The sequence below is a fragment of the Marinifilum sp. JC120 genome (assembly GCA_004923195.1).
Taxonomy (GTDB): domain Bacteria; phylum Desulfobacterota; class Desulfovibrionia; order Desulfovibrionales; family Desulfovibrionaceae; genus Maridesulfovibrio.
Genome location: RDSB01000016.1, coordinates 88,052 through 111,815, shown reverse-complemented (window position 1 = coordinate 111,815; position 23,764 = coordinate 88,052). Strand labels below are relative to the sequence as shown.

At 47.2% G+C, this 23,764-nt stretch carries 26 protein-coding genes and 1 rRNA gene; 15 read left to right on the top strand and 12 right to left on the bottom strand.

From position 1 onward, the window contains the following. Window positions 1–100, top strand: a 5S ribosomal RNA gene (gene rrf / locus D0S45_15360); the annotation flags it as partial. A gap of 74 nt (window positions 101–174) precedes the next feature. On the opposite strand, the gene D0S45_15355 is transcribed toward rrf, so the two are convergent. Next, complete coding sequence (locus tag D0S45_15355) at window positions 175–1,629, bottom strand: glutamine amidotransferase (protein ID TIH13432.1); 1,455 nt, start codon at window positions 1,627–1,629, stop codon at window positions 175–177. Between the two features lie 187 nt (window positions 1,630–1,816). On the opposite strand from D0S45_15355, the gene D0S45_15350 reads away from it, so the two are divergent. Both D0S45_15350 and D0S45_15345 read left to right on the top strand, forming a co-directional pair. Further along, entirely contained in the window at window positions 1,817–2,758 is a 942-nt protein-coding gene (locus D0S45_15350; protein ID TIH13431.1) for a hypothetical protein, read from the top strand. Between the two features lie 89 nt (window positions 2,759–2,847). Then, window positions 2,848–4,188 (top strand): DUF3412 domain-containing protein, encoded by a 1,341-nt coding sequence (locus D0S45_15345; protein TIH13430.1) that lies wholly within the window; start codon window positions 2,848–2,850, stop codon window positions 4,186–4,188. Window positions 4,189–4,243: 55 nt separating this feature from the next. Here D0S45_15345 and D0S45_15340 read toward each other — a convergent pair whose 3' ends face one another. From D0S45_15340 to map, 3 genes are all read right to left on the bottom strand, one after another. After that, window positions 4,244–4,993 carry an ABC transporter substrate-binding protein gene (locus D0S45_15340; GenBank protein TIH13429.1) on the bottom strand — a complete coding sequence of 250 codons (750 nt, stop codon included), beginning with the start codon at window positions 4,991–4,993 and terminating at the stop codon, window positions 4,244–4,246. 103 nt (window positions 4,994–5,096) lie between these two features. Continuing rightward, the gene (gene recQ, locus D0S45_15335) at window positions 5,097–7,325 is read right to left on the bottom strand and encodes a DNA helicase RecQ (protein ID TIH13428.1); all 2,229 of its coding nucleotides are present in this window, start codon (window positions 7,323–7,325) and stop codon (window positions 5,097–5,099) included. Between the two features lie 168 nt (window positions 7,326–7,493). Beyond that, window positions 7,494–8,273 carry a type I methionyl aminopeptidase gene (map, locus tag D0S45_15330; protein TIH13427.1) on the bottom strand — a complete coding sequence of 260 codons (780 nt, stop codon included), beginning with the start codon at window positions 8,271–8,273 and terminating at the stop codon, window positions 7,494–7,496. 215 nt (window positions 8,274–8,488) lie between these two features. Here map and D0S45_15325 point away from each other — a divergent pair, with 215 nt between their 5' ends. The 12 genes from D0S45_15325 to D0S45_15270 all read left to right on the top strand — a co-directional run bounded on the left by D0S45_15325 (window position 8,489) and on the right by D0S45_15270 (window position 16,870). Beyond that, a complete protein-coding gene (locus tag D0S45_15325; GenBank protein TIH13426.1) occupies window positions 8,489–9,862 on the top strand; it encodes a F0F1 ATP synthase subunit beta in 1,374 nt (457 codons plus the stop codon). Then, on the top strand, window positions 9,859–10,239 hold the full coding sequence (locus D0S45_15320; protein ID TIH13425.1) for a F0F1 ATP synthase subunit epsilon: 381 nt from the start codon (window positions 9,859–9,861) through the stop codon (window positions 10,237–10,239). The genes D0S45_15325 and D0S45_15320 overlap by 4 nt, the downstream gene beginning before the upstream one ends. Beyond that, window positions 10,236–10,622, top strand: a complete 387-nt coding sequence (locus D0S45_15315) for an ATPase F0F1 (GenBank protein TIH13424.1) — start codon at window positions 10,236–10,238, stop codon at window positions 10,620–10,622. Before D0S45_15320 ends, D0S45_15315 begins: the two co-directional genes overlap by 4 nt. Next, window positions 10,612–10,929 carry an ATP synthase subunit I gene (locus D0S45_15310; protein ID TIH13423.1) on the top strand — a complete coding sequence of 106 codons (318 nt, stop codon included), beginning with the start codon at window positions 10,612–10,614 and terminating at the stop codon, window positions 10,927–10,929. The genes D0S45_15315 and D0S45_15310 overlap by 11 nt, the downstream gene beginning before the upstream one ends. After that, window positions 10,920–11,588 carry a F0F1 ATP synthase subunit A gene (locus D0S45_15305; protein ID TIH13422.1) on the top strand — a complete coding sequence of 223 codons (669 nt, stop codon included), beginning with the start codon at window positions 10,920–10,922 and terminating at the stop codon, window positions 11,586–11,588. Before D0S45_15310 ends, D0S45_15305 begins: the two co-directional genes overlap by 10 nt. Window positions 11,589–11,607: 19 nt before the next feature. Beyond that, complete coding sequence (locus D0S45_15300; GenBank protein ID TIH13421.1) at window positions 11,608–11,886, top strand: F0F1 ATP synthase subunit C; 279 nt, start codon at window positions 11,608–11,610, stop codon at window positions 11,884–11,886. 2 nt (window positions 11,887–11,888) lie between these two features. Next, window positions 11,889–12,620, top strand: a complete 732-nt coding sequence (locus D0S45_15295; protein TIH13420.1) for an ATPase — start codon at window positions 11,889–11,891, stop codon at window positions 12,618–12,620. 126 nt (window positions 12,621–12,746) lie between these two features. Next, complete coding sequence (locus D0S45_15290) at window positions 12,747–14,273, top strand: F0F1 ATP synthase subunit alpha (protein ID TIH13419.1); 1,527 nt, start codon at window positions 12,747–12,749, stop codon at window positions 14,271–14,273. Further along, window positions 14,260–15,120 carry an ATPase gene (locus D0S45_15285; protein ID TIH13418.1) on the top strand — a complete coding sequence of 287 codons (861 nt, stop codon included), beginning with the start codon at window positions 14,260–14,262 and terminating at the stop codon, window positions 15,118–15,120. Before D0S45_15290 ends, D0S45_15285 begins: the two co-directional genes overlap by 14 nt. 49 nt (window positions 15,121–15,169) lie before the next feature. After that, a complete protein-coding gene (locus D0S45_15280; GenBank protein ID TIH13417.1) occupies window positions 15,170–15,460 on the top strand; it encodes a hypothetical protein in 291 nt (96 codons plus the stop codon). A 271-nt stretch (window positions 15,461–15,731) separates the two neighbouring features. Next, window positions 15,732–16,196 carry a hypothetical protein gene (locus tag D0S45_15275; GenBank protein TIH13416.1) on the top strand — a complete coding sequence of 155 codons (465 nt, stop codon included), beginning with the start codon at window positions 15,732–15,734 and terminating at the stop codon, window positions 16,194–16,196. A 119-nt stretch (window positions 16,197–16,315) separates the two neighbouring features. Then, a complete protein-coding gene (locus D0S45_15270) occupies window positions 16,316–16,870 on the top strand; it encodes a hypothetical protein (protein TIH13415.1) in 555 nt (184 codons plus the stop codon). A 217-nt stretch (window positions 16,871–17,087) separates the two neighbouring features. On the opposite strand, the gene D0S45_15265 is transcribed toward D0S45_15270, so the two are convergent. The 8 genes from D0S45_15265 to D0S45_15230 form a co-directional block, all read right to left on the bottom strand. Next, entirely contained in the window at window positions 17,088–17,372 is a 285-nt protein-coding gene (locus tag D0S45_15265; protein TIH13414.1) for a type II toxin-antitoxin system RelE/ParE family toxin, read from the bottom strand. Beyond that, complete coding sequence (locus D0S45_15260) at window positions 17,359–17,610, bottom strand: ribbon-helix-helix protein, CopG family (GenBank protein TIH13413.1); 252 nt, start codon at window positions 17,608–17,610, stop codon at window positions 17,359–17,361. The genes D0S45_15265 and D0S45_15260 overlap by 14 nt, the downstream gene beginning before the upstream one ends. Window positions 17,611–17,783: 173 nt before the next feature. Continuing rightward, window positions 17,784–19,202 (bottom strand): carbon starvation protein A, encoded by a 1,419-nt coding sequence (locus D0S45_15255; protein TIH13412.1) that lies wholly within the window; start codon window positions 19,200–19,202, stop codon window positions 17,784–17,786. A gap of 234 nt (window positions 19,203–19,436) precedes the next feature. Then, window positions 19,437–20,003, bottom strand: a complete 567-nt coding sequence (locus tag D0S45_15250; GenBank protein TIH13411.1) for a flavodoxin family protein — start codon at window positions 20,001–20,003, stop codon at window positions 19,437–19,439. Between the two features lie 183 nt (window positions 20,004–20,186). Next, on the bottom strand, window positions 20,187–20,543 hold the full coding sequence (locus D0S45_15245; protein ID TIH13410.1) for a hypothetical protein: 357 nt from the start codon (window positions 20,541–20,543) through the stop codon (window positions 20,187–20,189). Window position 20,544: 1 nt separating this feature from the next. Continuing rightward, complete coding sequence (locus tag D0S45_15240; protein TIH13409.1) at window positions 20,545–20,973, bottom strand: hypothetical protein; 429 nt, start codon at window positions 20,971–20,973, stop codon at window positions 20,545–20,547. Window positions 20,974–21,039: 66 nt separating this feature from the next. Then, window positions 21,040–22,776 carry a GAF domain-containing protein gene (locus D0S45_15235; GenBank protein ID TIH13408.1) on the bottom strand — a complete coding sequence of 579 codons (1,737 nt, stop codon included), beginning with the start codon at window positions 22,774–22,776 and terminating at the stop codon, window positions 21,040–21,042. 118 nt (window positions 22,777–22,894) lie between these two features. Beyond that, a complete protein-coding gene (locus D0S45_15230; protein ID TIH13436.1) occupies window positions 22,895–23,686 on the bottom strand; it encodes a DNA-binding response regulator in 792 nt (263 codons plus the stop codon). Window positions 23,687–23,764: the final 78 nt, after the last annotated feature.

Sequence of the window (23,764 nt, the reverse complement as noted above, 5' to 3'; positions counted from 1 at the left end):
GGAGAGGTCACACCCGATTCCATTCCGAACTCGGAAGTTAAGCTCTCCATCGCCGATGATACTGCTGGGTAGCCAGTGGGAAAGTAGGTCGTCGCAAGCTTTTATTTCAAAAGCCCCCTTAAGAAATTAAGGGGGCTTTCTTGCGTTTGGAGGATTTTTGTTTTTATTGTCTGTTTATTCTTTTAAAGCCCATGCCAGAAAAAGTCTTAATATTGACTCCGCTTGATTGTACGATTCCTTAATTTCAGGGTGAAATTGAACACCGTATCTCATTTTGTCTTTGCGTCTGATGGCCTGAATGTAATCAGAGGCAGCAACTATTTCATAATTTTCAGGTAGAGAGTATATTGCCCACCCATGTACTTCAGGGGCAATAAATGGTTCCGGTGTGTTCTCGAATATCTGATCGTTAATTTTTTTATTGATCCGGGTGCGTTCCTCCGGAGTCTGCATGGCTGATATGTCTGACCAACCCATGGAATGTACTCTGGTGTAGCCGTGGGCAAAAGCGTGCATTTGGCAGCCAGCGCATATTCCGAAGATGGGGATGTCTGCTTCACGGATAATTTCGTATTCTCCGTTGTATTCAAACATGGGCAGTTTGTTGTAATCAGCATTGTTGCCGCTAAGAATTATTGCCGCTGGCTTGTGGGGAAGGTTTTTGATCATTTCCATGTTTGCCTTCCAAAAGGGAATTTGTAGGACCTTAGCTCCAGAAGCCAATTCTTCAATTCTCTGGCTTAAGCGGGTAAAAGTGAAGCCATTGCGTTGGTTTCCAATAACTATAATATACGGGGTGTCAGGAATATTCGGGATTTCCGGCTGAGACGGAGTGAATAGCATAATTTCATTCAGTGCCGGAGCATAACCTCTGTATTTGGTAATTGTCAGTCTCCAAAAACGGGCTTTTTGTTCTGGAATATCTTTAATGATTCGGTAGGAATCCGATTTCTTGACTATTCCGCCTGCAACTTTTTTCCAGTATGCTCCATCGTTACTCATTTGCCAGTAAAAGTCAGTGGGCCAGCCGTCCGGTTGACCAAAGTCCGAGAGCATCCAGATGCGTGAAACCGGGGTCGGTTTGCCCAGATCAAGTTCTATCCATTCATTCTGCGGTCCAGGAGGGGCCGCCCGCCACTGGCTGTTTAGTCCTGCGTCGCTGTAATCAATTAGATATTCGGGGTTGGAACCGCTTCCTGCTTTTACTGATAGTGGTATGATTCTTTGTAGCCCGGAATAATTATCGTCGCTGGCAGTATCAATAAAAAATCTGCTTACAGCCCAGTCGCCAACCTTGTTGCCTGTGATGGTTCTTACACGCCACCACCAGCGGCTGTTATCTTGTAATGGATTGTCGTTCGGAATCTGGAGTCCAGCGACTTTTCCTTCAGTTGTTTTTAGAATGTATTTGCGCAACTCCGGTGAGTTGAAATTTTTTTGACGATCTAGATGAATTTCAAATTTTGTGATTGAGTCGCTATTTTTCTTAAATGAGAGCAGCGGTGTAGTTCGAGTTACAATTACATCCATGCATGGATTAGTGTCCAGTGAGGGACTTGGAATATCTGATGCGTAAACTGAACAGCAAAATGCAGTAGTTAAGAGGACAAAACAAAAAACTTTTTTCATAGTTAACTCCTGATTTGTTTCTGACAATAATGAGAGCATAGCTAAATTTTTATGGCAACAGAATCCTGAAAATGTTTTGATTCACATTTATCGGGTAATGGGCGTGTTGCAGAGTGTAGTCTTGAACTCTTGCCCACTTCATATTAAACAGGATTTAATCTTATATTTTAGTTGAGAAGGATCATACATGAGCTTCAAAGTAGATGTCGCCATAAATGTTTTTGGAAAAGTTCATCAGACAGCACTTTCCCTGCTTTCATTAATGGAATGCAGCAGTGAACATATTGATAGAATTTATTTTCAAGAAGAGCCTTTTACTGCTGAGTATGAATTCAAGAAACATGATAAAATTCTTGAGTACTTTAGTCACAAAATTAAACATTATGTTCCAAAGTATTGGAATGGTATCGATCCTACTGATGTTGAGCGCGCCGCCTCGTCAGATGATTATCGTTTATCCATAAGATACCAGTACGGTTGGGAAAAAAGTCGGCAACGCTATTTGCTTACCGTTCATAATGATATTGAGGTGACTACAGATATTATCGCAAATCTTTATGATGAGCTGGATGGGAATACAGGGGTAGGGGAAATCGGTCAGTGCTGGTGGTGTCCCGCTGGTCAAAACGGTCTTTGCGATTCTGAGCGGTACACTAAGTTTAAACCTTCCTATCAGTATTTGATGAAAATTTATAATAAGGACATGGATTATACCCAGAGGCGGGCCTATAACCTTGGTCTTTCCGAACAGTATAAGGAAAATGCGTGGCCCCTGCCTGAATGCCGTTTAAATGAGTGGTGTGCTTTGATTGATATGGATAAGGCCCGTAACAGTACCATGCCTCTGGGAAGTGCGGTTCCTTTTGGCGCGCGCATGCCCTCTGGAGCCTGTATCGGCAAGAATTGGGATCGTCCTGTCTGTCTCGATGTGGCGGTGCAATGGTTTCGCGATATGTTGCACATTGGTCATACATTTAAACATTACGATGTGAACAAAGACATGATCCATGATAAAAAAGGAAGTGTGAAGCTGGATTCAGCAGAGGCTTACGTTATGGCAGAGCAGAAGGCATTGATCCGTCTCAAACAAAGATTCCCCGAATATTGCGATTTTGCCGGGCTGGGGTAGGTTCAGTTTCAGAAACGATTAATTATTTTTTATCCTGACCAGCAAATTATCCTTGCATTTACTTACGTTCTGATTACTTTTTTTCCATTATGCAAACAGAATTAAAGATTCCTATTCTTCCCCGCAGGATTGTCTCGCAGCAGTTCAGTGATGCTGATATTGAGCGTCTTGCCCAAGGGCTGGCTGATCCTGAAAATCGCATGACTGAGATCATTGGTGCATTGATTAATGTGCACAAGAATGATGTCTGCGATACCCGCGAAATCCGGGTTAAATTTAAAGATATGCAGATCGAAGTGGCTCCAGTGAACGGGCATATCAATCTGCAATGTACGCGTGTGCCGAGGGATTGTCTTTATGACGGACGAAATGTCATCTGGCAGTCTGTGGAGCATATTTCTGCGGTCATTCGTGATATAATTTTTGCCCCTAAATTCGATTGTGGCACTGATTGCTGCCGGTCTACAAATATTAAAAAATTTGTGGAGCATTCGGGGTTAATGTACCGGGGTGAGCGCGGTCTGGTTATGTTCACTTGGGGCGGGCATCAGGTTCCCATTGAGGAATACAATTTCGCCAAGGAACTCGGGTATTGGACAGCTCTTTTTATGCCGGACATGGAAAATATCACCGGGTGCGGCGTGGGTGTTATGAAGGCTCCGTTCAAAGGTGCTCAGGTTGCTTATGGTAAGCAGAATTCTTTTGAACGGTTTGGGCATCGCGACTTTATTGGATTTTCAGAGAAGAAGATTCTGGCTGCGGAAGCTCCTAACGAGTTGGTTACCCAGCTTCTAACTTTTCCTACCATTGAAGAACGTATGGAAGCCTTCATTCGTGCCTCGCACCGTGGTAAGGTTCATCCCGGTGGTGCCGGTACTGTTGAAGAAGTTTTGACCATGCTGGCTTTGCTTTCCATGCCGGACAACAAGGGCATTCCTTATGAATTCGACCTTGTTGAGAGAGGCGGCGGGGTGTATTTTAAGGAACTCGACGAGTATCTTAAAATCTGTTTTGGAGATGCTCTGGATGGTTTGTATAACGTGCATGTCGGTACTGCCCGTTCGTATGCTAATTATGTTGCCTACCAGACTCAGCATTTGAACACTCGCTACTTATGGAATGATGATCTCGTTTTTGAGCCCCGGATTCAGGAGCCTTTTGCGGTTACTTTTGAATCCATGGAAGGTTTGGATCTTTCCCGTGATCAGGAGCCTTTTTCTCTGCTTATTAACCTGCGCCGTTTCTTCTCAGGCGTTGTCCACCTAACAGTAAAAGACCCGGATATGCTTGATTCGTGGGGGGATGACAGACCGCTTATCAAAGGTGATAAGAATATTCTGGCAGCTACAGACCAACTGGTCCGTAAGTTGGCCAAGCAGGGCAGGATTCATCCCAGCAAGAGCAATAAACCTGCTTATCGTATTGAATAGTTTATATTGATTTTGGGAAAATAAAAACCGGTCTGTTTTCGAACAGGCCGGTTTTTTAATGGATGAATTCATTAACGATGGCTTCAATTTCATCACTGCATTTCATTTCGTATATCACTTGATTGAATTTTTTTATAAAATTACGTTTGAATGGCGGATTGTTCTTGCGGGAGAAGGCCAGATGTCCGTATTCGGTGCTGATTTTTATTCCTTGCACCAGCTTAGAAGAATCGACGCCCATTAGTTTTGCTGTATAGATGATTGATTTGCTGTCATTCACGTAGCAATCAATGCGTCCGGCAAGGAGTTTTTTGATATTTCTTTCATTGCTTGAGGCATCTTCAATTTTCAAATCATCTGCATCAGGGATTATGAACCCGTCATTAACCCCTATGCGTAGGTCTTTATAGTCTTCTGGCCAATTGGGGCGTGAAGTATCCAGAATACCGTCGGCGCAGAAGATCGAATAATCTTCCTCAAGTATCGGCGTAGAGTATGCGTCTATCCATGGGCGTTTTTGTGGAAACTGGTACGGGGGAAAGGCTGCGAATATTTTTCCATTTTCAAGTCCCAGCAATAACCGCTTATATGGGACTGGTACAATTCTGATGTCGTATCCTTTCATTCTGGAAAAAGCCTTTTCTAGAATCCGTACATAGATACCGTCAAAAGTGCCATTTTGCATGAAGCAATATGGAACATATGCATCATCACCATAGACAGTTACTCTGATAATTGCGTCTACCTGTGGAGTGCATGTAAGTAACGTTGCAAAGAGTAGGAACGTGCTGAAAAAGTTTTTCATTCAGAACTCGCACTTGGATTGTTCATGGATTACAATGAATAGTACAATACTATTCAATTTTAGCGAACAAGGTCAAATGGATTGTTCTGAAGTAGTAGTAATTTTACTTGCTGGCCCGGATCATACGCAGAATTTCAAATGAATAGTTACCGCAAAGTCCATTGAATACGGGGCTTAACTGCATAAATCCTTCCTCTTTATAGAAAGATAGCGTGTCCTGAAGGCATTCAAGTTCAGATGCGCTGAAGTCCAGAATGTCGCTGACGTCCATTTTCCCGGCTTCGATGCAGGAGGTCAGATGGGCGTAGACTGTGGCTGGTTTGATATTGCGGTTCTCAGCTACCTTTTCGATATCCGTGAGTTCTTCAAACAGTTCAAGAGTTTCAAGGGCCGAAGCTGAAACTGTGGGGCCTTCTTTCTTGGGGTGCGAGGTTGGAACTTCCTTGATTTTATCTTCGGGAATGGGAAAAAGATCGTCCGGTCTGCCATGCTTTTCCTGATGGTCCAACAAGACATCCACAATAGCGGCTCCGTAGCGAAAAATTTTCTGATCACCCAATCCGCTTACTGCGTAAAGCTCCCCGGTGGTCTGGGGGCGGTAGCAGCCTAGTTCTAGTAGAGTCTTGTCCGCGAAAATGGCGTAGGCCGGGACATGCTGTTCCTGAGCGAGAGTGTTACGGAGTGAGCGCAATGATTCCAGCAGCTCCTGTGCTTCCGGGCTGGAAAGAGATGGGCTGTTTGCATCACCGATGATTAATTTTTTACTTGAGCGGCGGTTTTTTGTTTTTGCCAGAACCGGGTCTTTGCGCAGGTCCACTTTTCGTTCTTTGCGAAGTACTTCCCAGCTTTTAGCATTCAGCTTAAGCGATCCATACCCCTCCATATCAACATCCACCAGCCCTTGGGAAACAAGTTGGCGGTGAATGGAAAGCCATTCATCGGAATTAAATTCTTTGCCGATGCCATAGGTACTCAGGCTTCCGTGTCCTTGTGCTGAAATTCGTTTATTTTCTTTGCCCAGCAGAATGTCGATCAGATAGTTGGCTCCGAAAAGTTGTTCGGTGCGGTAAATATTTGAGAGAGCCTTCTGCGCGGGAATGGTGCCGTCAAAGGTTGAGGGCGGGTTAATGCAGGTAAAACAGTTTCCGCACGGCTTTTCAAGTTCTTCCCCGAAATATGCAAGCAGTGACTTGCGCAGACATCCCGGTGATTCGCAATAGGCCAGCAAAGCATTGAGTTTACGCAGCTCAAGGGCTTTGCGGTCATCCGGGGCATTGCCGGACATGATCATTCGTTTGAGGAAGCCGATATCTTGAATCCCCACAGACATCCATGCCTCGGCGGGCAGCCCGTCACGTCCTGCGCGTCCTGTTTCCTGATAGTAAGCCTCAATGGTCTTGGGCAGGTCCAGATGGGCAACGTAACGCACATCCGGTTTATCGATACCCATGCCGAAGGCGATGGTCGCCACCATGACTATACCGTCTTCGGACATGAACCGGGCTTGATTGGCTTCGCGGGTTTGGGCGTCCAGTCCTGCATGGTAGGGCAGGGCTTTGATGCCCTGTTTGCAGAGCCATGCTGCGGTGGATTCCACTTTTTTGCGACTCATGCGGTAGATAATTCCGCATTCGGCAAAGTGGTCATTTTTGATGAAATTCAGTAGCTGCCGTTTTTCCTGATCTTTGGGGATGACAGTATAACGGATGTTGGGACGATCAAACCCGGTAGCGAAAATATCGTCCTCAGTGAATGACAATCGATGAAGGATTTCTCTGCGAGTCGGTCCGTCAGCAGTGGCAGTCAGGGCCATGCGTGGGACCATAGGGAACATTTCCGCAAACACGGAGAGGCGCAGGTAATCGGGCCGGAAGTCGTGTCCCCACTGGGCCACACAATGGGCTTCGTCAATGGCAATGAGACTTACTTTGATCCCTGAAAGCATATCTAAAAAACCGGGTTGAGCCAGCCGTTCGGGGGCAACATACAGCAGGTCCATGTTGCCGCTATGCAGTTCATGGATGATGTGATTGGCCTCGGAAGCTTGTATAGATGAATTCAAGCAGGCCGCCCGCACGCCCATCTGTTGCAGGGCCGCCACCTGATCGCGCATCAGGGCAATAAGCGGGGAAATGATGATCCCCACCCCCGGACGCAAAATAGCCGGAATCTGATAACAGGCGGACTTACCTCCCCCGGTGGGCATGAAAACTACAGCGTTGCCGCCGCTCATGATGCGGTTGATTATATTTTCCTGTGGACCACGGAATGATTCATAGCCGTAAGTCTGGCGCAGGACTTCCAGAGGAGTGCGCTGGTCTGGTTGATTCATGGTATCTTTTGGCTTTTTGTTTATGCGGGAAAAATCGTTTTTTTGCTGTAGCCGCTTTGTGCGCGAAAGTAGCGGGTCTGGTTGTGGCGGTCAATGAATTTGGGAAGAGAAAGGCCCCTTTCGGGGGTTCCAAAAGGGGCCTTTTGTAAGTTTAATTACTATAGCTAGTTACATTGCCCAGCCTTCGCCGTTTTCACCACAGGTCAAAACCTGTGCTCCTGTGGAAGTTACAGCGATGGTATGTTCAAAGTGGGCGGAGGGCTTGCCGTCCTTGGTGATGATGGTCCAGTGATCTTTTAGGGTTTCAGTTGTTTTTACCCCGGCATTGATCATGGGTTCCACTGCGATTACCAAACCCTGTTTGAGCTTGAAATCCTTAACCAGCCTGCTGTGGTAGTTGGGCACCTGCGGAGATTCCCAAAGACCTTCACCAATGCCGTGACCGACCAGTGATTCAACTACAGAGAAGCCTTCATTGCGGGCATATTTGGACATTTCCTTGGCAATTTTGCTCCACTTCACACCCGGCTTGATTCTCTTGATGGCGATGCGCAGGCATTCTTCGGTTACATCCATCAGTTTTTGCTTTTCGTCATCAATTTCGCCGATGGCATGGGTGCAGGCGCAGTCAGAGCACCAGCCGTTCAAGCGCACGCCGATGTCGATGCTCAGGATATCGCCGTTTTCCAGCTTACGGGCAGAGGGGATACCATGCACAATGGCTTCGTTGATGGACATGCAGCAGCCCGCGGGAAAAGGGGTTTTACCGGGAACTCCTTTGAAAAGCGGGATGGCATCGTGAGAGGTGATGAATTTTTCCACTTCGGCATTGATTACTTCGGTTGTTACACCCGGTTCGCACATCTCTTTAGCCACCATGTGGGCTTTGTGAAGCAGGATACCTGCTTCGCGCATGAGGTCGATTTGTTTTTTATTCTTTATAATCATTTGGATAACTCCAGAAAATGTGTTCGTGACCGGGACAGGCTACTCCTAAATTTAGCTGTGTCAACCCACTATTTTAGCCGTATAAGAGGATTCTTAGTGATAAAACAAACTTAATTCAAAAATGCTGGACTAAACTTTCTGTTTCCGTATTCTATAAACAGAATAAGAAAACTCTTATTTATTTAAGCCCAAGCTCAAGCTGTGACGGTGAAATTATGGAATATAAGTATTCGGGCAAAGTCATATCCGTGCGGGGAAGTGTTGTGGACGTGCGTTTTCCTGAAGACATTCCTCCTTTGCTTTCAGTCATGCATTCCGGTGGAGAAAAGGCTGTAACCCTTGAGGCAGCCGACCATCTGGATATGAATTCCGTACGCGCCATTGCCATGACTCCTACGGGAGGACTGGCCCGTGGTGATGCTGTTTATAGTGACGGAGAAACCCTGCGAACTCCCGTGGGTGAGGAATTGCTGGGCCGGGTTCTTAATGTTTTCGGTGATCCGGTGGACGGCAAGGATTTGCCTGAAGATGTGGAATTTCGTTCCATTCATAATCAGCCCATCGAACTTTCAAAGCGTGTAGTTTCCGAGGAAATATTTACCACCGGAATTAAGGTTATCGATTTGCTCATGCCTCTTGAGAAGGGCGGCAAGGCCGGGCTTTTCGGCGGTGCCGGGGTGGGCAAGACTGTACTCATCACCGAATTGATCAACAATATGGTTGGTGCACATAGCGGGATCAGCATTTTTTGCGGAATCGGCGAACGTTGCCGCGAGGGTGAGGAACTTTATCGCGAAATGGGCGATGCCGGGGTACTTGATAATACGGTCATGGTCTTCGGACAGATGAACGAACCGCCGGGGGCGCGCTTTCGTACCGGACACACGGCCCTGACTATTGCTGAACATTTCCGCGATGATCAAGGCAAGGATGTGCTGCTGCTCATCGATAATATTTTCCGTTTTATTCAGGCCGGGATGGAGCTTTCGGGTTTGCTGGGACGTCTGCCTTCGCGCATGGGCTATCAGCCTACACTTGGCTCGGATCTTGCGGAATTGCAGGAGCGTATTTCTTCCAGCCGATCCGGGGCAATTACTTCAATTCAAGCCGTATACGTTCCTGCCGATGATCTGACCGACCCGGCGGCGACCCACACATTCTCTCATCTTTCATCTTCCATAGTCCTTTCCCGCAAACGCGCGGGGGAAGGATTTTATCCGGCTGTGGACCCGCTTGAATCACGCTCTATGATGCTTTCTCCTGCAATTGTGGGGCAGCGTCATTATGACGTGGCCCGTGAGGTGCGGCGCACTCTTGCCCTGTACGAAGACCTCAAGGATATCATTGCCATGCTCGGCCTTGAAGAACTTTCCCGCGAGGATCGTAAGATTGTTTCCCGGGCGCGCAGGCTGGAGCGGTTCATGACTCAGCCGTTCAACACCACCAAGCATTTTACCGGAATGGATGGCCGCATTGTTTCCCTTGACGACACGGTCCTCGGCTGTGAGCGGATTTTGAATGACGAATTTCCTGACGCATCTGAGCGCGATTTTTACATGATCGGTTCACTTGAGGAGGTCGGCAAATGAGGCTGAAGATTCTGGTTCCCGCAGGTCTGTTTCTGGACCGTTTAGTTGATAAGGTTTTGGGCGAGAGCACTCAAGGCGGATTTTGCCTGCTGCCTAATCATATTGATACGGCTTCGGCTCTTGCTCCGGGAATTCTGACTTACGTTGCTGAAGGTGAGCCGCATCATCTGGCTGTGAACGGCGGTGTGCTTGTCAAGAAAGGGGATGCCGTGCGTGTCTCTTCCCGCGCAGCGGTTGCCGGGGAGCTCGGCAGGTTGGAGGCCGAAGTTTTGCGCATGCAGGATGAAGCCGCAGAAGCAGAGAAGTCCGCCCGAAGTGCGGTGGCAAGGCTTGAAGCCGGGTTTGTGCGTACTCTCATAGAAGTGGAGACTACATGAGTGAGCGGAAACCGAGCGAGCCTATGCCAAATAAGCCTGAGTCGGATGAATTTCGTCAAACTGTGGGTACTAAAGAACAGCGCAGGATACGAGCGGAGCAGAAAGGGACGGTCGGTGCATGGTCGGCTTTTGGGGCCATGGGTGCTGTGGGCTGGCTGGTGGCTTTGCCGATGGTGCTGGGAAGTCTGTTCGGTGCATGGTTGGATTACCGATGGCCTGCCAAAATCAATTGGACCATGACCATGCTCGGGGCTGGTTTGGCTGTGGGATGTTTATTTGCCGGGATATGGATGAATCGTGAAAAGAATAAGATTATTAAGGAACGTGAGGAATGGGAGCAGCAGGATTTGAAGCCCAAGGATGGAGCCGAAGATGATCATTAGCAGTTTCATGATAACTATTGCCGCTTTCGGTATCGGCTTGCTCCTTTCGACAATTCATTTCGGAGGATTGTGGTTGACTGTGCGTATGCTGCCAAGTTGCGAAAGACCAAGATTATTCTTTTGGTCCAGTTACTTAGGCCGTTACGGCATCACCCTCTGGGGTTTTGCGCAGGTGATGAGTTACGGGCCTTTGCCATTTGTCTCAGCTTTTTTGGGATTTTATCTTTTGCGTACTTACGCGCTGGCAAACCATTGCGGCATGGGCATGTTGGATATCGTTAGAGTAAAGAGGTCTGAATGGAAATAAGCCCGGACCATATCATTTATTTCAGTTTTGGATTTATCAAGCTGAATGCCACCATCGTCTTTACATGGCTGGTAATGGTCCTCCTTGCGGGATTTTCATGGTTCGTTACCCGCAAAGTTACTTCCTCTGCGCTGATTTCAGGGCAGCAAAATTTACTGGAAGTTTTAGTCGGCGGACTTCTCTCCCAGATCAAAGACGCCACCAATCAGCAGCCGGAGAAGTTTCTGCCCTTGCTTGGAACATTGTTCATCTTCATTCTCGTTTCTAACTTGCTTTCCGCTGTGCCGGGGTTCAAGCCCCCCACGGGATCGCTTTCCACCACAACGGCTTTTAGTCTGATCGTATTTTTCGCTGTTCCCTATTATGGAATTAAGGAGAACGGCTTGCTAAATTATCTCAAAAGTTACGTGCAGCCTTCGCCGTTTATGTTGCCGTTTAACATAATCGGTGAGGTCAGCCGGACTTTTGCTTTGGCGGTGCGTTTGTTCGGGAATATACTCAGCGGAACCATGATGGGGGCGATTCTGCTGGTCATCATGCCGTTGTTTGTTCCGGTGATTATGCAGATGCTGGGACTGCTCATCGGAGTGGTGCAGGCTTATATTTTTACGGTGCTTGCTGCGGTTTTTATTGCAGCAGGGCTTGAAGTACATTCGTGATAAACACTGGAGAAAGTCTATGGAAACTCTTGGTTGGATTGCTTTCGGGTCGATTATTGCGGCAGGGCTTTGCATGGGCATCGGGGCTATTGGGCCGGCTATTGGCGAAGGGATGGCCCTCTCGCGGGCACTCAGTTCCATTGCCCAGCAGCCGGACGAGACTAATACTATTGTGAAGTTCTTGTTTGTGGGTATGGCAATGGTTGAATCAACAGCTATTTATTGCTTTGTACTGGCAATGATCTTGCTTTTTGCCAATCCGTTTTGGTCATACTTTATTGAAAAGGCCGGAGGCTGATAATGCTGCTGGACTGGTTCACGATCTTTGCCCAGATCCTGAACTTCTTTGTGCTCATCGTATTGCTCAAGTTGTTTCTATATAAGCCGATTGTTGAGGCCATGCAGGAACGTAAAGAGCGTATTGTGAGTGAGACGCGTGTGCTGCGTGAAGCCAGGGTTGAAGCGCAGACTCTTAAGATAGAACTCCTTCGTAAGCGTGAGGATCTTGAGAATCGCGAATCCGAGGTCATGGCTGAGATTCATGCCGAGGCTGAGAAGTGGCAGCAACAGGCCATGGAATCTGCTCGTGCTGAGATTGACATCATGCGCAAAGAATGGCTGTCCGCGCTGGAGCGGGAGAAGGAAAGTTTCGCGCTAAATTTGCGTAAGAAACTTATTCATGAGGTCTCAGCCACAGCTGCACGCATTGTGCATGACCTCTCCGGCAGCGACCTTGAGCAATTGATTTTAAGCGGCTTCATGCAGCGTATTGATGAAGAAGCCCGTGGAGTGGATTCCGGAAATTCTGAAATTTTAATTCGAACTGGGTTTGAACACACCGATTTACAGAAACAAAAACTTAAACAGTTTCTAGAGGAATTGTTTCCGGTCCATAACGAACGAATTTTCATTACAGATTCCAGACTGGGCCTCGGCATTGAACTAATTGCCGGAGACCGCAAGTGGGAGTGGAATCTAAATTCGTATGTTACTGAACTTGAAACTAAAATTTTAACGGAAATAAACAGCTAAATATTTACTCACTCTCCTCCAGACGTAGCGGCGAAGCCTATTAAAAGGTTCTGAAGGGGATGGGGTCTGGGGAAGGGGAAACTCTTGCAAGAGTTTCCCCTTCCCCAGCCGCCGGAGGCAAACAATATGGGGTTCCTTGAAAAAAATATAAATCAGGCTCTGAATGCTCATGAAAAGGGTCGCGAGAAGATGGAATACAGCCCGGATTCGCGCGAAGTGGGCCGGGTTAAATCCGTCGCCCGAGGCGTTGCGCATGTGCAAGGGCTTGGCTCCGTGCGCTCAGAAGAGCTGATAACGCTCGGCAACGATGTTCCGGGCATGGCTTTGGACTTGCTGCCGGATTCCATAGGTATCGCACTACTGGGCGCGAATACTGGATTAAAGGCCGGAGATGAGGCCGTTCCGTCCGGCACGGTACTAAGCGTGCCCGTTGGTGAGTCTTTGATCGGGCGCGTTGTAGATCCGCTTGGTAATTCGCTGGACGGCGGCCCGAACCCCGAAACATTCGAAACCCGCGTGGTAGAATCGGAAGCTCCGCCGATACTGATGCGTGCTCCTGTGGATACGCCTATGTCCAGCGGTATTAAGGTGATTGATACGCTGATTCCTATTGGCCGTGGACAGCGGGAGTTGATTCTAGGCGACCGCCAGACCGGGAAGACAGCTATAGCCCTCGACATCATCCTGAATCAGAAAAAAGAGGATGTTGTTTGCGTGTATTGCGCCATTGGGCAGCGCAGTACTTCCGTGGCAAGAGTAATAGATACCCTGCGCAGTCATGGGGCCATGGACTATACTTTGGTGGTCGTGGTTGAGGGAGATGCTCCATCGGGCATGCAGTATGTTGCGCCTTATGCAGCAACAAGCATGGCGGAATTTTTCATGGAGCAGGGCAAGGATGTACTTATTATCTATGATGATCTGACACGCCACGCACAGGCATACAGGCAGCTTAGTCTGCTCATGCGTCGCCCGCCCGGACGTGAGGCTTTTCCGGGTGATATTTTCTACATCCATTCAAGACTGCTGGAACGATCTACAAGGCTCAAGCCGGAACATGGCGGCGGCACGCTTACCGCACTTCCCATTGTGGAAACCGAGGCCCAGAACATTTCGGCTTACATTCCGACTAACCTTATTTCTATCACTGACGGGCAGATTTATCTTTCTCCGGTGCTGTTCCAGAAGGGCATGCTCCCGGCAATCGATGTGGGGAAGTCTGTTTCCCGTGTAGGCGGACGTGCACAACCCAAGGCTTACCGCAAGGTCTCCGGTGATCTGCGTTTGACCTATTCCCAGTTTCAGGAGCTGGAGGCATTTGCGCGGTTCGGCACAAGGCTTGATCAGGATACCCGAAATCGCATTGAACATGGAATGCGAGTGCGGGAATTGCTCAAGCAGGACCGCTTTTCACCGCTCAGTGCTGCCAAGCAGGTGGTGATTCTCTGGACGGTTTCATTGGGGCTGCTGGATGACATTCCATTGGAGCGTATTGCTGACGTGCAGCAATATCTGCTTACCCGCATGGAAGAGAGTTTCGAACCCATGGGCCGTCTGGCGCAGGCTGAACCTAAGGATGAAATATGGGCTGAGCTTGAAAAGGCGGTTAAGCATCATATGCAGAAATGGAGAGATGCGAATGCAGCAGCTTGAGGCTGTACGTAAGAAGATTGCGACCACGGGCGATTTGCTCTCGGTGGTCAAAACCATGAAGGCCCTTGCTGCGGTCAATATTCGTCATTTTGAGAATGCGGCTAAAGGAGTCGGCGAGTATGCCGAGGTCATTGAGCAGGGCTGGACGGTATTTTTCCGCAATGCCGGAATCCTGCCCCATGGCCCAAGGGATGGCATCGCCGTGGTGCTGGCAATTGGGTCCGATCAGGGCATGTGCGGACAATTTAATGAGCTGGCACGGGCTGAGACAGTAAAGGCCGTAGATGAACTTCATAGCGCAGGTCACAAAGTAATCTGCTGGACCTGCGGAGAACGGGTGCGCGGTGCGTTGGAAGATTCAGGAGTCGAGGTCGATTTGAATTTTCGGGTGCCGGGAAGTCTGCGCGGGGTGGATACTATTGTAGATGAGATTGAGAAGAATTTGGAAGAGTGGCGGAACAAGCGCGGGATGAACCGTTTCAGCATAGTTAATAATCTGCATGTCAGCGATGGGGCCAAGGTCGCGGCCCGTCATATTTTACCGCTTCATAAGCGCAGCGGAAGCACGAAATGGGACGGGAAATCACTGCCCATGACCAACGTTCCGGTTCAAGATTTATTCTCAAGTTTATTCAGGGAATATCTATACATCTCCGTATATGGCGGAATTGTTCAATCTTTAGCCGCCGAAAACAGTTCGCGCCTCGCCGCCATGCAGGTAGCTGAGAAAAACATCATCGAGCATGTCGAGGTCCTTGAGTCCGAGTATCGCACTACCCGGCAGGGGAATATCACAGGTGAGTTACTTGATATTGTTGCCGGGGTGGAGGCTGTTGTTGGGGGGTGATTGACGCAATCTCTGATGAAGGTTATTGTTTATTTGTAAGGTGATAACAATGGCTTTACTTTTTGATGATTCTGAAAAATTAAAAGAAGCAGTTGGAAAAGAGGCTGCTGAAGTTATTGCTCACGTGCTTGAAAGGCAGGATGAGCAGTACAAGAAAGAATTAGCGACTAAAGCAGATATAGCGCGGGTTGAAACTAAAATTGAAAATCTGGAATTGAGTCTCGATAACAGAATTAAAGTTGAAATTCATTCTGCAAAAGCCGACATCATCAAGTGGATCGCAGGATTGATGATTGTTCAGGCGGCTTCAATTGCTGCTTTGGTTAAGCTGGTTAGTTAGATATTAATATTTTTTGTGAAAGTAGTCTTCACCTGTTAATTCGGGTGAGGATTTTTTTTGTTTGGAGCTATGCGCATGTCGAGGCCCTTGAGTCCGAGTATCGCACTACCCGGCAGGGGAATATTAAGGGTGAGTTACTTGAGATTGTTGCCGGGGGATGGTCTTAGATTATAAAGTAGATAGCTTGATTTTTATCACATGATACGTATATCTTTTTCTGAAATAAGCGTTGGTGTGATTTATGTGAAAATTTAGTTTAAAGGGTGGATGAATGCTTTTTGATACAGCCTTTAAATATTTAGGGGAAATTATTGTCCGTATATTTTCCGCAACAGGTGGATCATTTGCAACTCATTGGTTTAAAGAGAAAGGATTTAGAAAGAAACATGATAAAGAGATGTTTGATTTGATTGATTCTATTCTTCCAGAGGATGTAGTGAAAAAAGTCGTTGAAGATGCGAAATCAAGTTATAATATATTTTACAATGATTCACACGGCATTACTGGATTAGATCTTCATTGGGAAAAAGAGTCATCAAAATTTCATGATAAAAAATTAAATGAACTTGCAAATGGTGTTTCGGAAAGCGGAATGGCATTGCTCAAGTATTTTGTCGGTGAGGGAATGACAGCCTTGTTTGAAAAGTATGACGGTAAATTTTATACTGTGTATTTTAAAGAATACAAAAATGAACCGATTAATCATAGTGAAGAGTCTCAAAGGCTACAAAATTAAATTAGACCAGAAGTGATCAGATTATCAAATGATTTTGAAAAAAATACTGTGAATTTCGTAAAAAAAATAAAGAAAATCTATCGTGTTAAGATTTATATAGATTGATATGAGATGTCTATATGAGAAAATTTAATAAAGAGAAATATTCAGAAGGGCTATCCATGTTGATTGATAAAGCCTACTCTGAGTATGAAATATGGGCTTTGAAAATCAAACAGACTCAATTGCGATATATAAGAACGTATCTATGGATTTCTTCTGTTATGGTGGGTATGGAATTCGTTTTTTATCGAGATTTAATTCTTAAAAAATCTCAAAATATAATTTTGTCAAATGTGGACGTAGTGAGGGAATTTTGGGTTGCTTTTGCTATATTATCGCTCTTTTTTTCAACCAGTGCGTTTGTTCTTGGATTACATACTCTTAAAGGAAAAACTCCAACCCATAGGGCTTTTGTCGATTTTAAAGATTTATTGCATGATTTATATCACGAATCTTATACGAACCAGTTTAAGGTTCAGGGGAAGATGTTGTATCGACTTGAAAATGTTCTGAAGGTTCATCAGGAAGGTTGTGCAGAGACAGGCCAACATTTGAGAGTATTATGCATGTTGTTGATTTGTTCGATAATTTGTTTTACGGTAACTTTGTTGTGTTTAACTTATAAGTTATAAGAGAGGTCGTATATGTCTGATGATAAAGATCAGGAGATTGTTTCTCCTCCTGGAGATGATTTGGACGTCCCGTTGACAACGGGTATAATCACTGATTCCGCAGATGATACTGACAACGAGAGAAAGTGATTTGACATTTGGGGATATCCCAAAAACTTCCCCCGCCTGCATAAGCAAGCGGGGGAGTTTAAGTGTAGGGTGTGAATCACAAAAAAAATTATTCTATATTCCGCCAATCCTGACTATGCCGCAACACTCGTAAAATTTCGACTTCTTCATTACAGCAGTAAGCTACAAGATACGCCCCTTTAAGCACAATTAATTCACGGGTTCCGGGCACTCTGCCAGCTCGGCCTATTTGAGGATGTTGTTCTAGTTTTTTTACGTTTTTTAATATGGCAGAAGCGACTTTTTTTGCTGATTTTGGATCGTCTTGGCGTATGTATTCGTATATGGAATCCAGATCTAAAGTGGCACGCTCAAGCCATTTAATCCTCGGCATACTTTGCCTCTAAGTCTTCATGGGCGGTCCATTTGGCTTCAGGGGTTCTGGCTTCGTCCAGTCCTTCTTGAATAGCCTTGACTTGCCACTCATTTACATCAAGATAACTTGAAATGGCTTCACCGAATAGAAAAGCTTTTGATCTATTGGTTGCTTGGGCCAATTTTTCAACCCGTTCTTTCATTTCAGAAGTCATGCGAATTGTTACTACTTCGCTCTTAGGTTCTTTACTTATCATTTTTTATGTCTCCATTTGTATTACAGTGTATTGCAGCGTAATACAAAAGGCAAGTTTTTGATTAAACGCATCTCCTTTTTATGAAAATTGGTTAAACCCAAAAACTCCCCCGCCTGCAAAAGCAAGTGGGGGAGTTTAAGTGTGGTATGTGATTCTTTTATAGGAAGATGGTTTTAGTTGGCTTCAACTGCTGCTTTGGGCTTTACGTACTTCACGAAGAAGGCACCGAATGTTGCAACTGCTGCTGCGATACCGATCATGATGGAGATGTTCATGTCCAGTCCGAAACCGATCTTGGCCTGGCAGATGAATGTGGCAACAACTGCGGTCATGAAGGTTGCGGGGATGGATGCTATCCAGTGCAGTTTTGCGCGCTGGGCGAGGTATACTGCGGAGGTCCAGAGAACCAGCATGGACAGGCACTGGTTGGAGAAGCCGAAGTATCTCCAGATTGCAGAGAAGTTCTGGGTGGAGATGATGTAACCGAGTACGAACAGGGGTACGGCAATCAGCAGACGCTTGATAGCGGGGCCCTGATCCATTTTAAAGGTTTCCGCTACGATGAGGCGGGTGGAGCGGAAAGCGGTGTCACCACTGGTGATGGGCAGGATTACTACTGCGATGATAGCGAAGATGCCGCCTACGGGGCCGAGCAGGGAGTTAGCAACTTCAGAGACTACTGCGGAAGGGGAACCGGCAGCGATTACTGCGTTGAGTGCTTCGGGGGATTCGTAGAAGGAAAGTCCGAGAGTACACCAGATCAGGCCGATGATACCTTCGATGATCATTGCGCCGTAGAATACCGGGCGGCCTTCTTTTTCATTTTTTACGCAGCGGGCCATGAGCGGGGACTGAGTCGCATGGAAACCGCTTATCGCGCCGCAGGACAGGGTAATGAAAAGCAGAGGCCAGATGGGCTTGCCGCCGGGATTGGTATTAACTGCGAAATCGAGGTTGGGCAGCATGGTGTGGCCGCTGAACATAAGGGCGATTGCCAGTGCAACAGTCATAACCAGCAGTAGTGCGCCGAATAAGGGGTAGAGTCTACCGATGAGTTTATCAATGGGCAGGATGGTGGCGAGGAAGTAGTAACCGAAGATGCAGGCTACGAGGATTCCGGTCTCTACTCCGGTCAGTCCGGTGAGCAGCTTTGCGGGGGCGAGTACGAATACAACACCGACCAGCATGAGCAGTACGAAAGCGAATACGCGCATAACCTGACGGGCGGTCATGCCGAGGTATTCACCGACCAGTTCGGGAACGGATGCGCCGTTGTTACGGATGGAAAGCATTCCGCTGAAGTAGTCATGTACAGCTCCGGCAAAGATACAGCCAATGACGATCCAGATAAGAGCTACGGGACCGTACAGAGCACCGAGGATGGGCCCGAAGATGGGGCCGATTCCCGCGATATCCAGAACCTGAATGAACATGAGCTTCCACATGGGCATGGGCATGTAGTCAACACCATCACGCATGGCGTATGCGGGGGTGGTGCGGTTTACGTCAGGCGCAAACACATTGTCCACGAATTTACCGTAAAGAAAATAACCGACAATAAGTGACGCCACACAAGCAAAGAAAAATAGCATAAAAAGTTCCTCCGTCTTTTTGCTGAAAAAAATTATGCCCTTCTTCTGGCATAATGTAGGGGGTGGGTTCTATGCTTTGTGTTTGAAATGCCGTTTTCGGTGTTTGAAACGACTTATAACGAATGGGATGGCTTAATTGAGCATTTTATTCGGGAATGAAATTTTTGCAAAATAAAGCCTGACGTGACCATAAATCACGTCAGGCTAATTCATATAGAAAGGGTGCAGCGATGCTTATTTAACGAGATCTTTGGCAAATTCGGCAGCTTTCTGTTTGGCTTCTTCCCCGAGGTTGTCGGGGTTTTTACAGCCGCCCATGAATAGAGTCGCGGTGTGTTTGGTCATGTGCGGTTTCTGCATTCTGGCGAGTCCGGTAAAGGTTTCTTCGGCGTTGTTCTCGTAAGGTCCGCCGCCAGTGATCAGAATGCCGTGACGCTGGTCTTTGAGTAGTGAGGCGTGGGTTGGCATATGGTAGTCGACGTACAGGCTGTAGGTTCTGTCGATGACGGCCTTGAGCTGTGCGGAAACACCCCAGAAGTAGAGCGGGGAAGCGAATACAACTGCGTCGGCCTGAATCATCTGTTCCAGAATTTCGGGGATGTCATCTTTGATTACACAGCCGATTTCCTCCGGTTTTTCCTTACACTTCATACAGGCCATACAGCCTTTTAGTTCCTTATCATTGAGGTAGATGGACTCAACTTCATGGCCCATTTCTGTGAGTTCTGCTTCAACCCATTCGATCATTTTTGCTGTATGACCTTTTTTTCTGGCACTGCCTTGAAGGCATAAAACTTTCATTTTCTGCTCCTGCTTTGTTAGCTCGTGTGGCGATATGGATTTGTTATCAGGCGCGACACTGGCTTGATTAGTCGAGATTGTGTGTTGCCTGCATGTAAAGCAGGCGGAAATATTGCCGGGCAAAGTTAAGCAAGATCGGCAGGAAGTGCAACGGACAAAAATAGCAAATCGTAGCGAGTTAATTCATCCCTTCAATTCAGCAACGACATCATTCACAGCGCGGTTGAAGAGCTTCATAACCTGCCCTTCGGTCTGGGGACGGCCTTTTTTGAAGATGAAGATGGGTACGGCTTTGTTTTTCTTTTCGGAGTAGAAGTAGAAGAGACGTAAACCCTTGCGTGGGGATATACGCAGGATTCTGATAGAGACCCTGATTTTGCGTAGGGCTATTTTGTTGAGGCCCCGGTAGACGACGCCTCGGGCCGGTTTTTTTATGATTTTCTTTTTGGCGCGTTTGATATCCCGCTTGGCCTGCGGGTACTTTTTTAGCAGGCTTTTTTCGTAGCGCAGGTAAGTGTCTGTTTCCTGAAGCATGGTCACGCTAGAGCACCTCTTCAAGTTCGGAGAGGGATTGCTGAATTTCCGGGTCCGAGGCAATGGAGAGGTCTAGCACGAGGTCATTCCAGTCCATTAGCGGTCCGGTGAGTCTACGCCCAGCCCAGCGTGCGAATGGGGAGGGCAGGGTGCAAAGCGTTGCGTGTGCTTCGGTCAGTTGCTCTTTGAGTGTGATTGCTTTTTGGAGCACTGTCGTACAGTCTTTATCTGCATTGATATGGCAGGATGCTTCCTGCCAGTCTTTGGAAAAATTACGGATGACGATTCGGCTGAGGCTCTTGATTACGAAAAGGGTCCTGATGGTGCTGTAAAGTTTTATGCCCGTGGTGGATTTTGCGTATACGGTTTCATGCAGGGTCTGAATCCGTGCGGCAAAGGAATTGAATATGCGGGTGTTGCAGGAACATTTGCTCATAATTTGGGCCTTTAATTGTGATTATTTAAGGGGTAATTTAGAGCAGCTGTGTTTTTTTATCAAGGCCTACCCCGCATTCCTCGCAAACTCGCGCATCTGTACGGCTGTGCGCAGTTTGGGAACCCGGAAAGTTATTTCGGTTCCTGTTCCTTCTTCACTGGTAATAACCATCTTGTACTGCGGTCCGTAAATCTGTTCCAGACGTTGGATGCAGTTGCGGACCCCGATTCCTTTTTCGCGGGAATCGATTTTCTTTTTGGCGTAGATGGCTTCAATCTGTTCCTGAGCCATGCCGATGCCGTCATCTTTGATGGAAACATTCATCTCTTCATTTTTGCAATGAATATCGATTGTGATGGTTCCGCCTTCTTCGCGGCCCATTAGGCCGTGCTTTACGCTATTTTCCACCAGCGGCTGAATGATCAAAGGTGGCATGGGCCAGTCCTTACATGCGTCTTCCACATTCAGGTCTACCTTTATGCGTTCTCCGAAGCGAGCCTGTTCAATGGCTAGGTAACTATGTAACTGAGCTAATTCCTCATGCAGAGGCACGTAGCCACGGCTGCTGTCGAGGTTTTTGCGCATGTACTTGGAAAGTTCCAACAGCAGTTCGCGGGCGCGGTCCGGGTTGGTGCGGCAGAAGGATGTGACTGTGTTCAACGAATTGAATAGAAAATGCGGGTTGATCTGGGCCTGTAAGCGGCGAATTTCCGCATGGGTCAGCATTTGTTCCTTGATCTGGATTTCTTCCAGCTCCAACTGGGTGGAACAGAGATTGGCCAGTCCTTTAGCCATTTCAAAGGAAAGCTGATCAAGCTGGTTCCGGCGGGTCCCGTAAAGTTTCAGGGTTCCAACTACTTCACCGTTTTTGTGTAGGGGAACTACTGCCGCTGAGGTGAAAGGGCAGCCTGGATGGGTGCACCCAATCCTTTTATTGCTTTCCAGAAAGAGGGGTTCTCCTTCGGCTAGGACTTTCAGAGTGGATTCAGTGCGGATTTTTTTGCCCGGGAGATGATGGTCTGCCCCGGCACCCACATGGGCCAGCACGTTTACATTGTCGGTAATGGCAACTGCTGCGGCGGTGAGGTGGGCATGAATGATTTTAGCGGTTTCCTGTGCCGATTCCAGAGTCAGCCCTGATCGCAAATGGCTGACGGTCAGGTTGGCGATATCAAGAATATGCTGGGCTTTCACTGAATCCTGCTTGGTTYCATGGCGAAAAACGATATTGATAACCTGTGCAAATAATGCCGCGCCAAAGGTGTTCAGCACGATCATGGGCATGGCGATGAGTTTTACCAATTGCAGGGCGTCTTTATATGGATGGGAAAGATATAGGACCATGATCATGTGGACAATTTCACCTACAAAGGCCAATCCTGCTGCGGCCCGCCAGTCCATTTTCTTGGTTAGGTATAATGAGACTATACCGGCGGCTAGGCCTTCGATCATGGTTGCCATGCCGCAGGGCACGGCACTGAATCCGCCGAAATCAATGAGGATACGATGCCCCCCGGCAATGAGCCCCGCGCCGAGGCCCACCAGTGGCCCGCCGAAGAGTCCTCCGGTAATGACGGCCATGGCGCGTAGGTTGGCAACGGATTGAAATACAAAGTTACCGCCGTAGGTTCCTAATATGCCGCAGATTCCGAATATAAGAATCTGCATGGCAATATCTGTTCTGGGAGAACTCTGGCGAAAACCTATTTTATGGATCGGGGTAATGGTCAAGAGCAGGAAAGCCCCGGCCACGATAAGGCCGAAACGTTCAGCTAGTGTGATAATTAAAGTTTCTGGGTTCATAATAATATATTTGAAAATTTTATAAATCGAAGTTGCGAAGCAAATTAAAAAAGTTTGAAAGAGTCCAGAGAAAACTTTTCAAAGTTTTCTTTGGCCCCCGGAGGGCCGCCGGAGGCATCTACGCTAATCCTAATCTTTGGCGAAAATCTTTTACGCGCCCTTTACTGATGATAATTTCCTGTTCATCAATATGCTTCATGGTTACTACATATTTTCCGTTAAACCACGGCGCAAAATCGCGCACATGGGTCAGGTTGACCATTTCGCCTCGGCTGGTGCGGAAAAAAGGCTGGCCCTGTAACCGCTCTTCCAGTTTATCGAGAGTCTTGTCGCCGTAGCAGGTAAAGATGCCTTTCTGGGTGTAGATCATGATCTTGCGATCTTCGACCCGGCAGAGAATGACGTCTGACGGCTCCAGAAGTAGAATACGCCCGTTGGCTTCCACAGATATACGTAGAACTTTGGTTCCAATGCCCATGGTGTCCAGTAGGGCGTTCATGTTCGGTAACTCTACTTTTTCTTCACAATTGGCGTAAACAAGACAGCGAATGCGTTCGATGCTTTTTTCCAGCCTTTCATGGGAAAGGGGCTTGAGGATGTAATCCACAGCATTTTCTTCAAATGCTTGTAGGGCATATTCATCGTAAGCAGTAGCGAAAACCACCAAAGGAGGATTAGGGAGCTGCATGATTTCCTGTAAGACATAAAAGCCATTCTTACCGGGCATCTGAATATCGAGAAAGACTAGGTCTGGTTCTTTTTCTGCAATAAGTTTTATGCCCTGTGTGGCGGAAGTGGCAGTGCCGATGATATCGATATCATTGAAGTCGGAGAGTAGAAAATTCAGTTCGTCAATGGCTGGGAGTTCGTCGTCAATGAGAATGCAACGTATGTTTTGTTGGCTGGACATGAGTTTGTCATTAAAGTTAAAATCGTTGAATTGCAAATATGAAAAAGGGGTGCCGTTAAAAACGGCACCCCTTTTGGT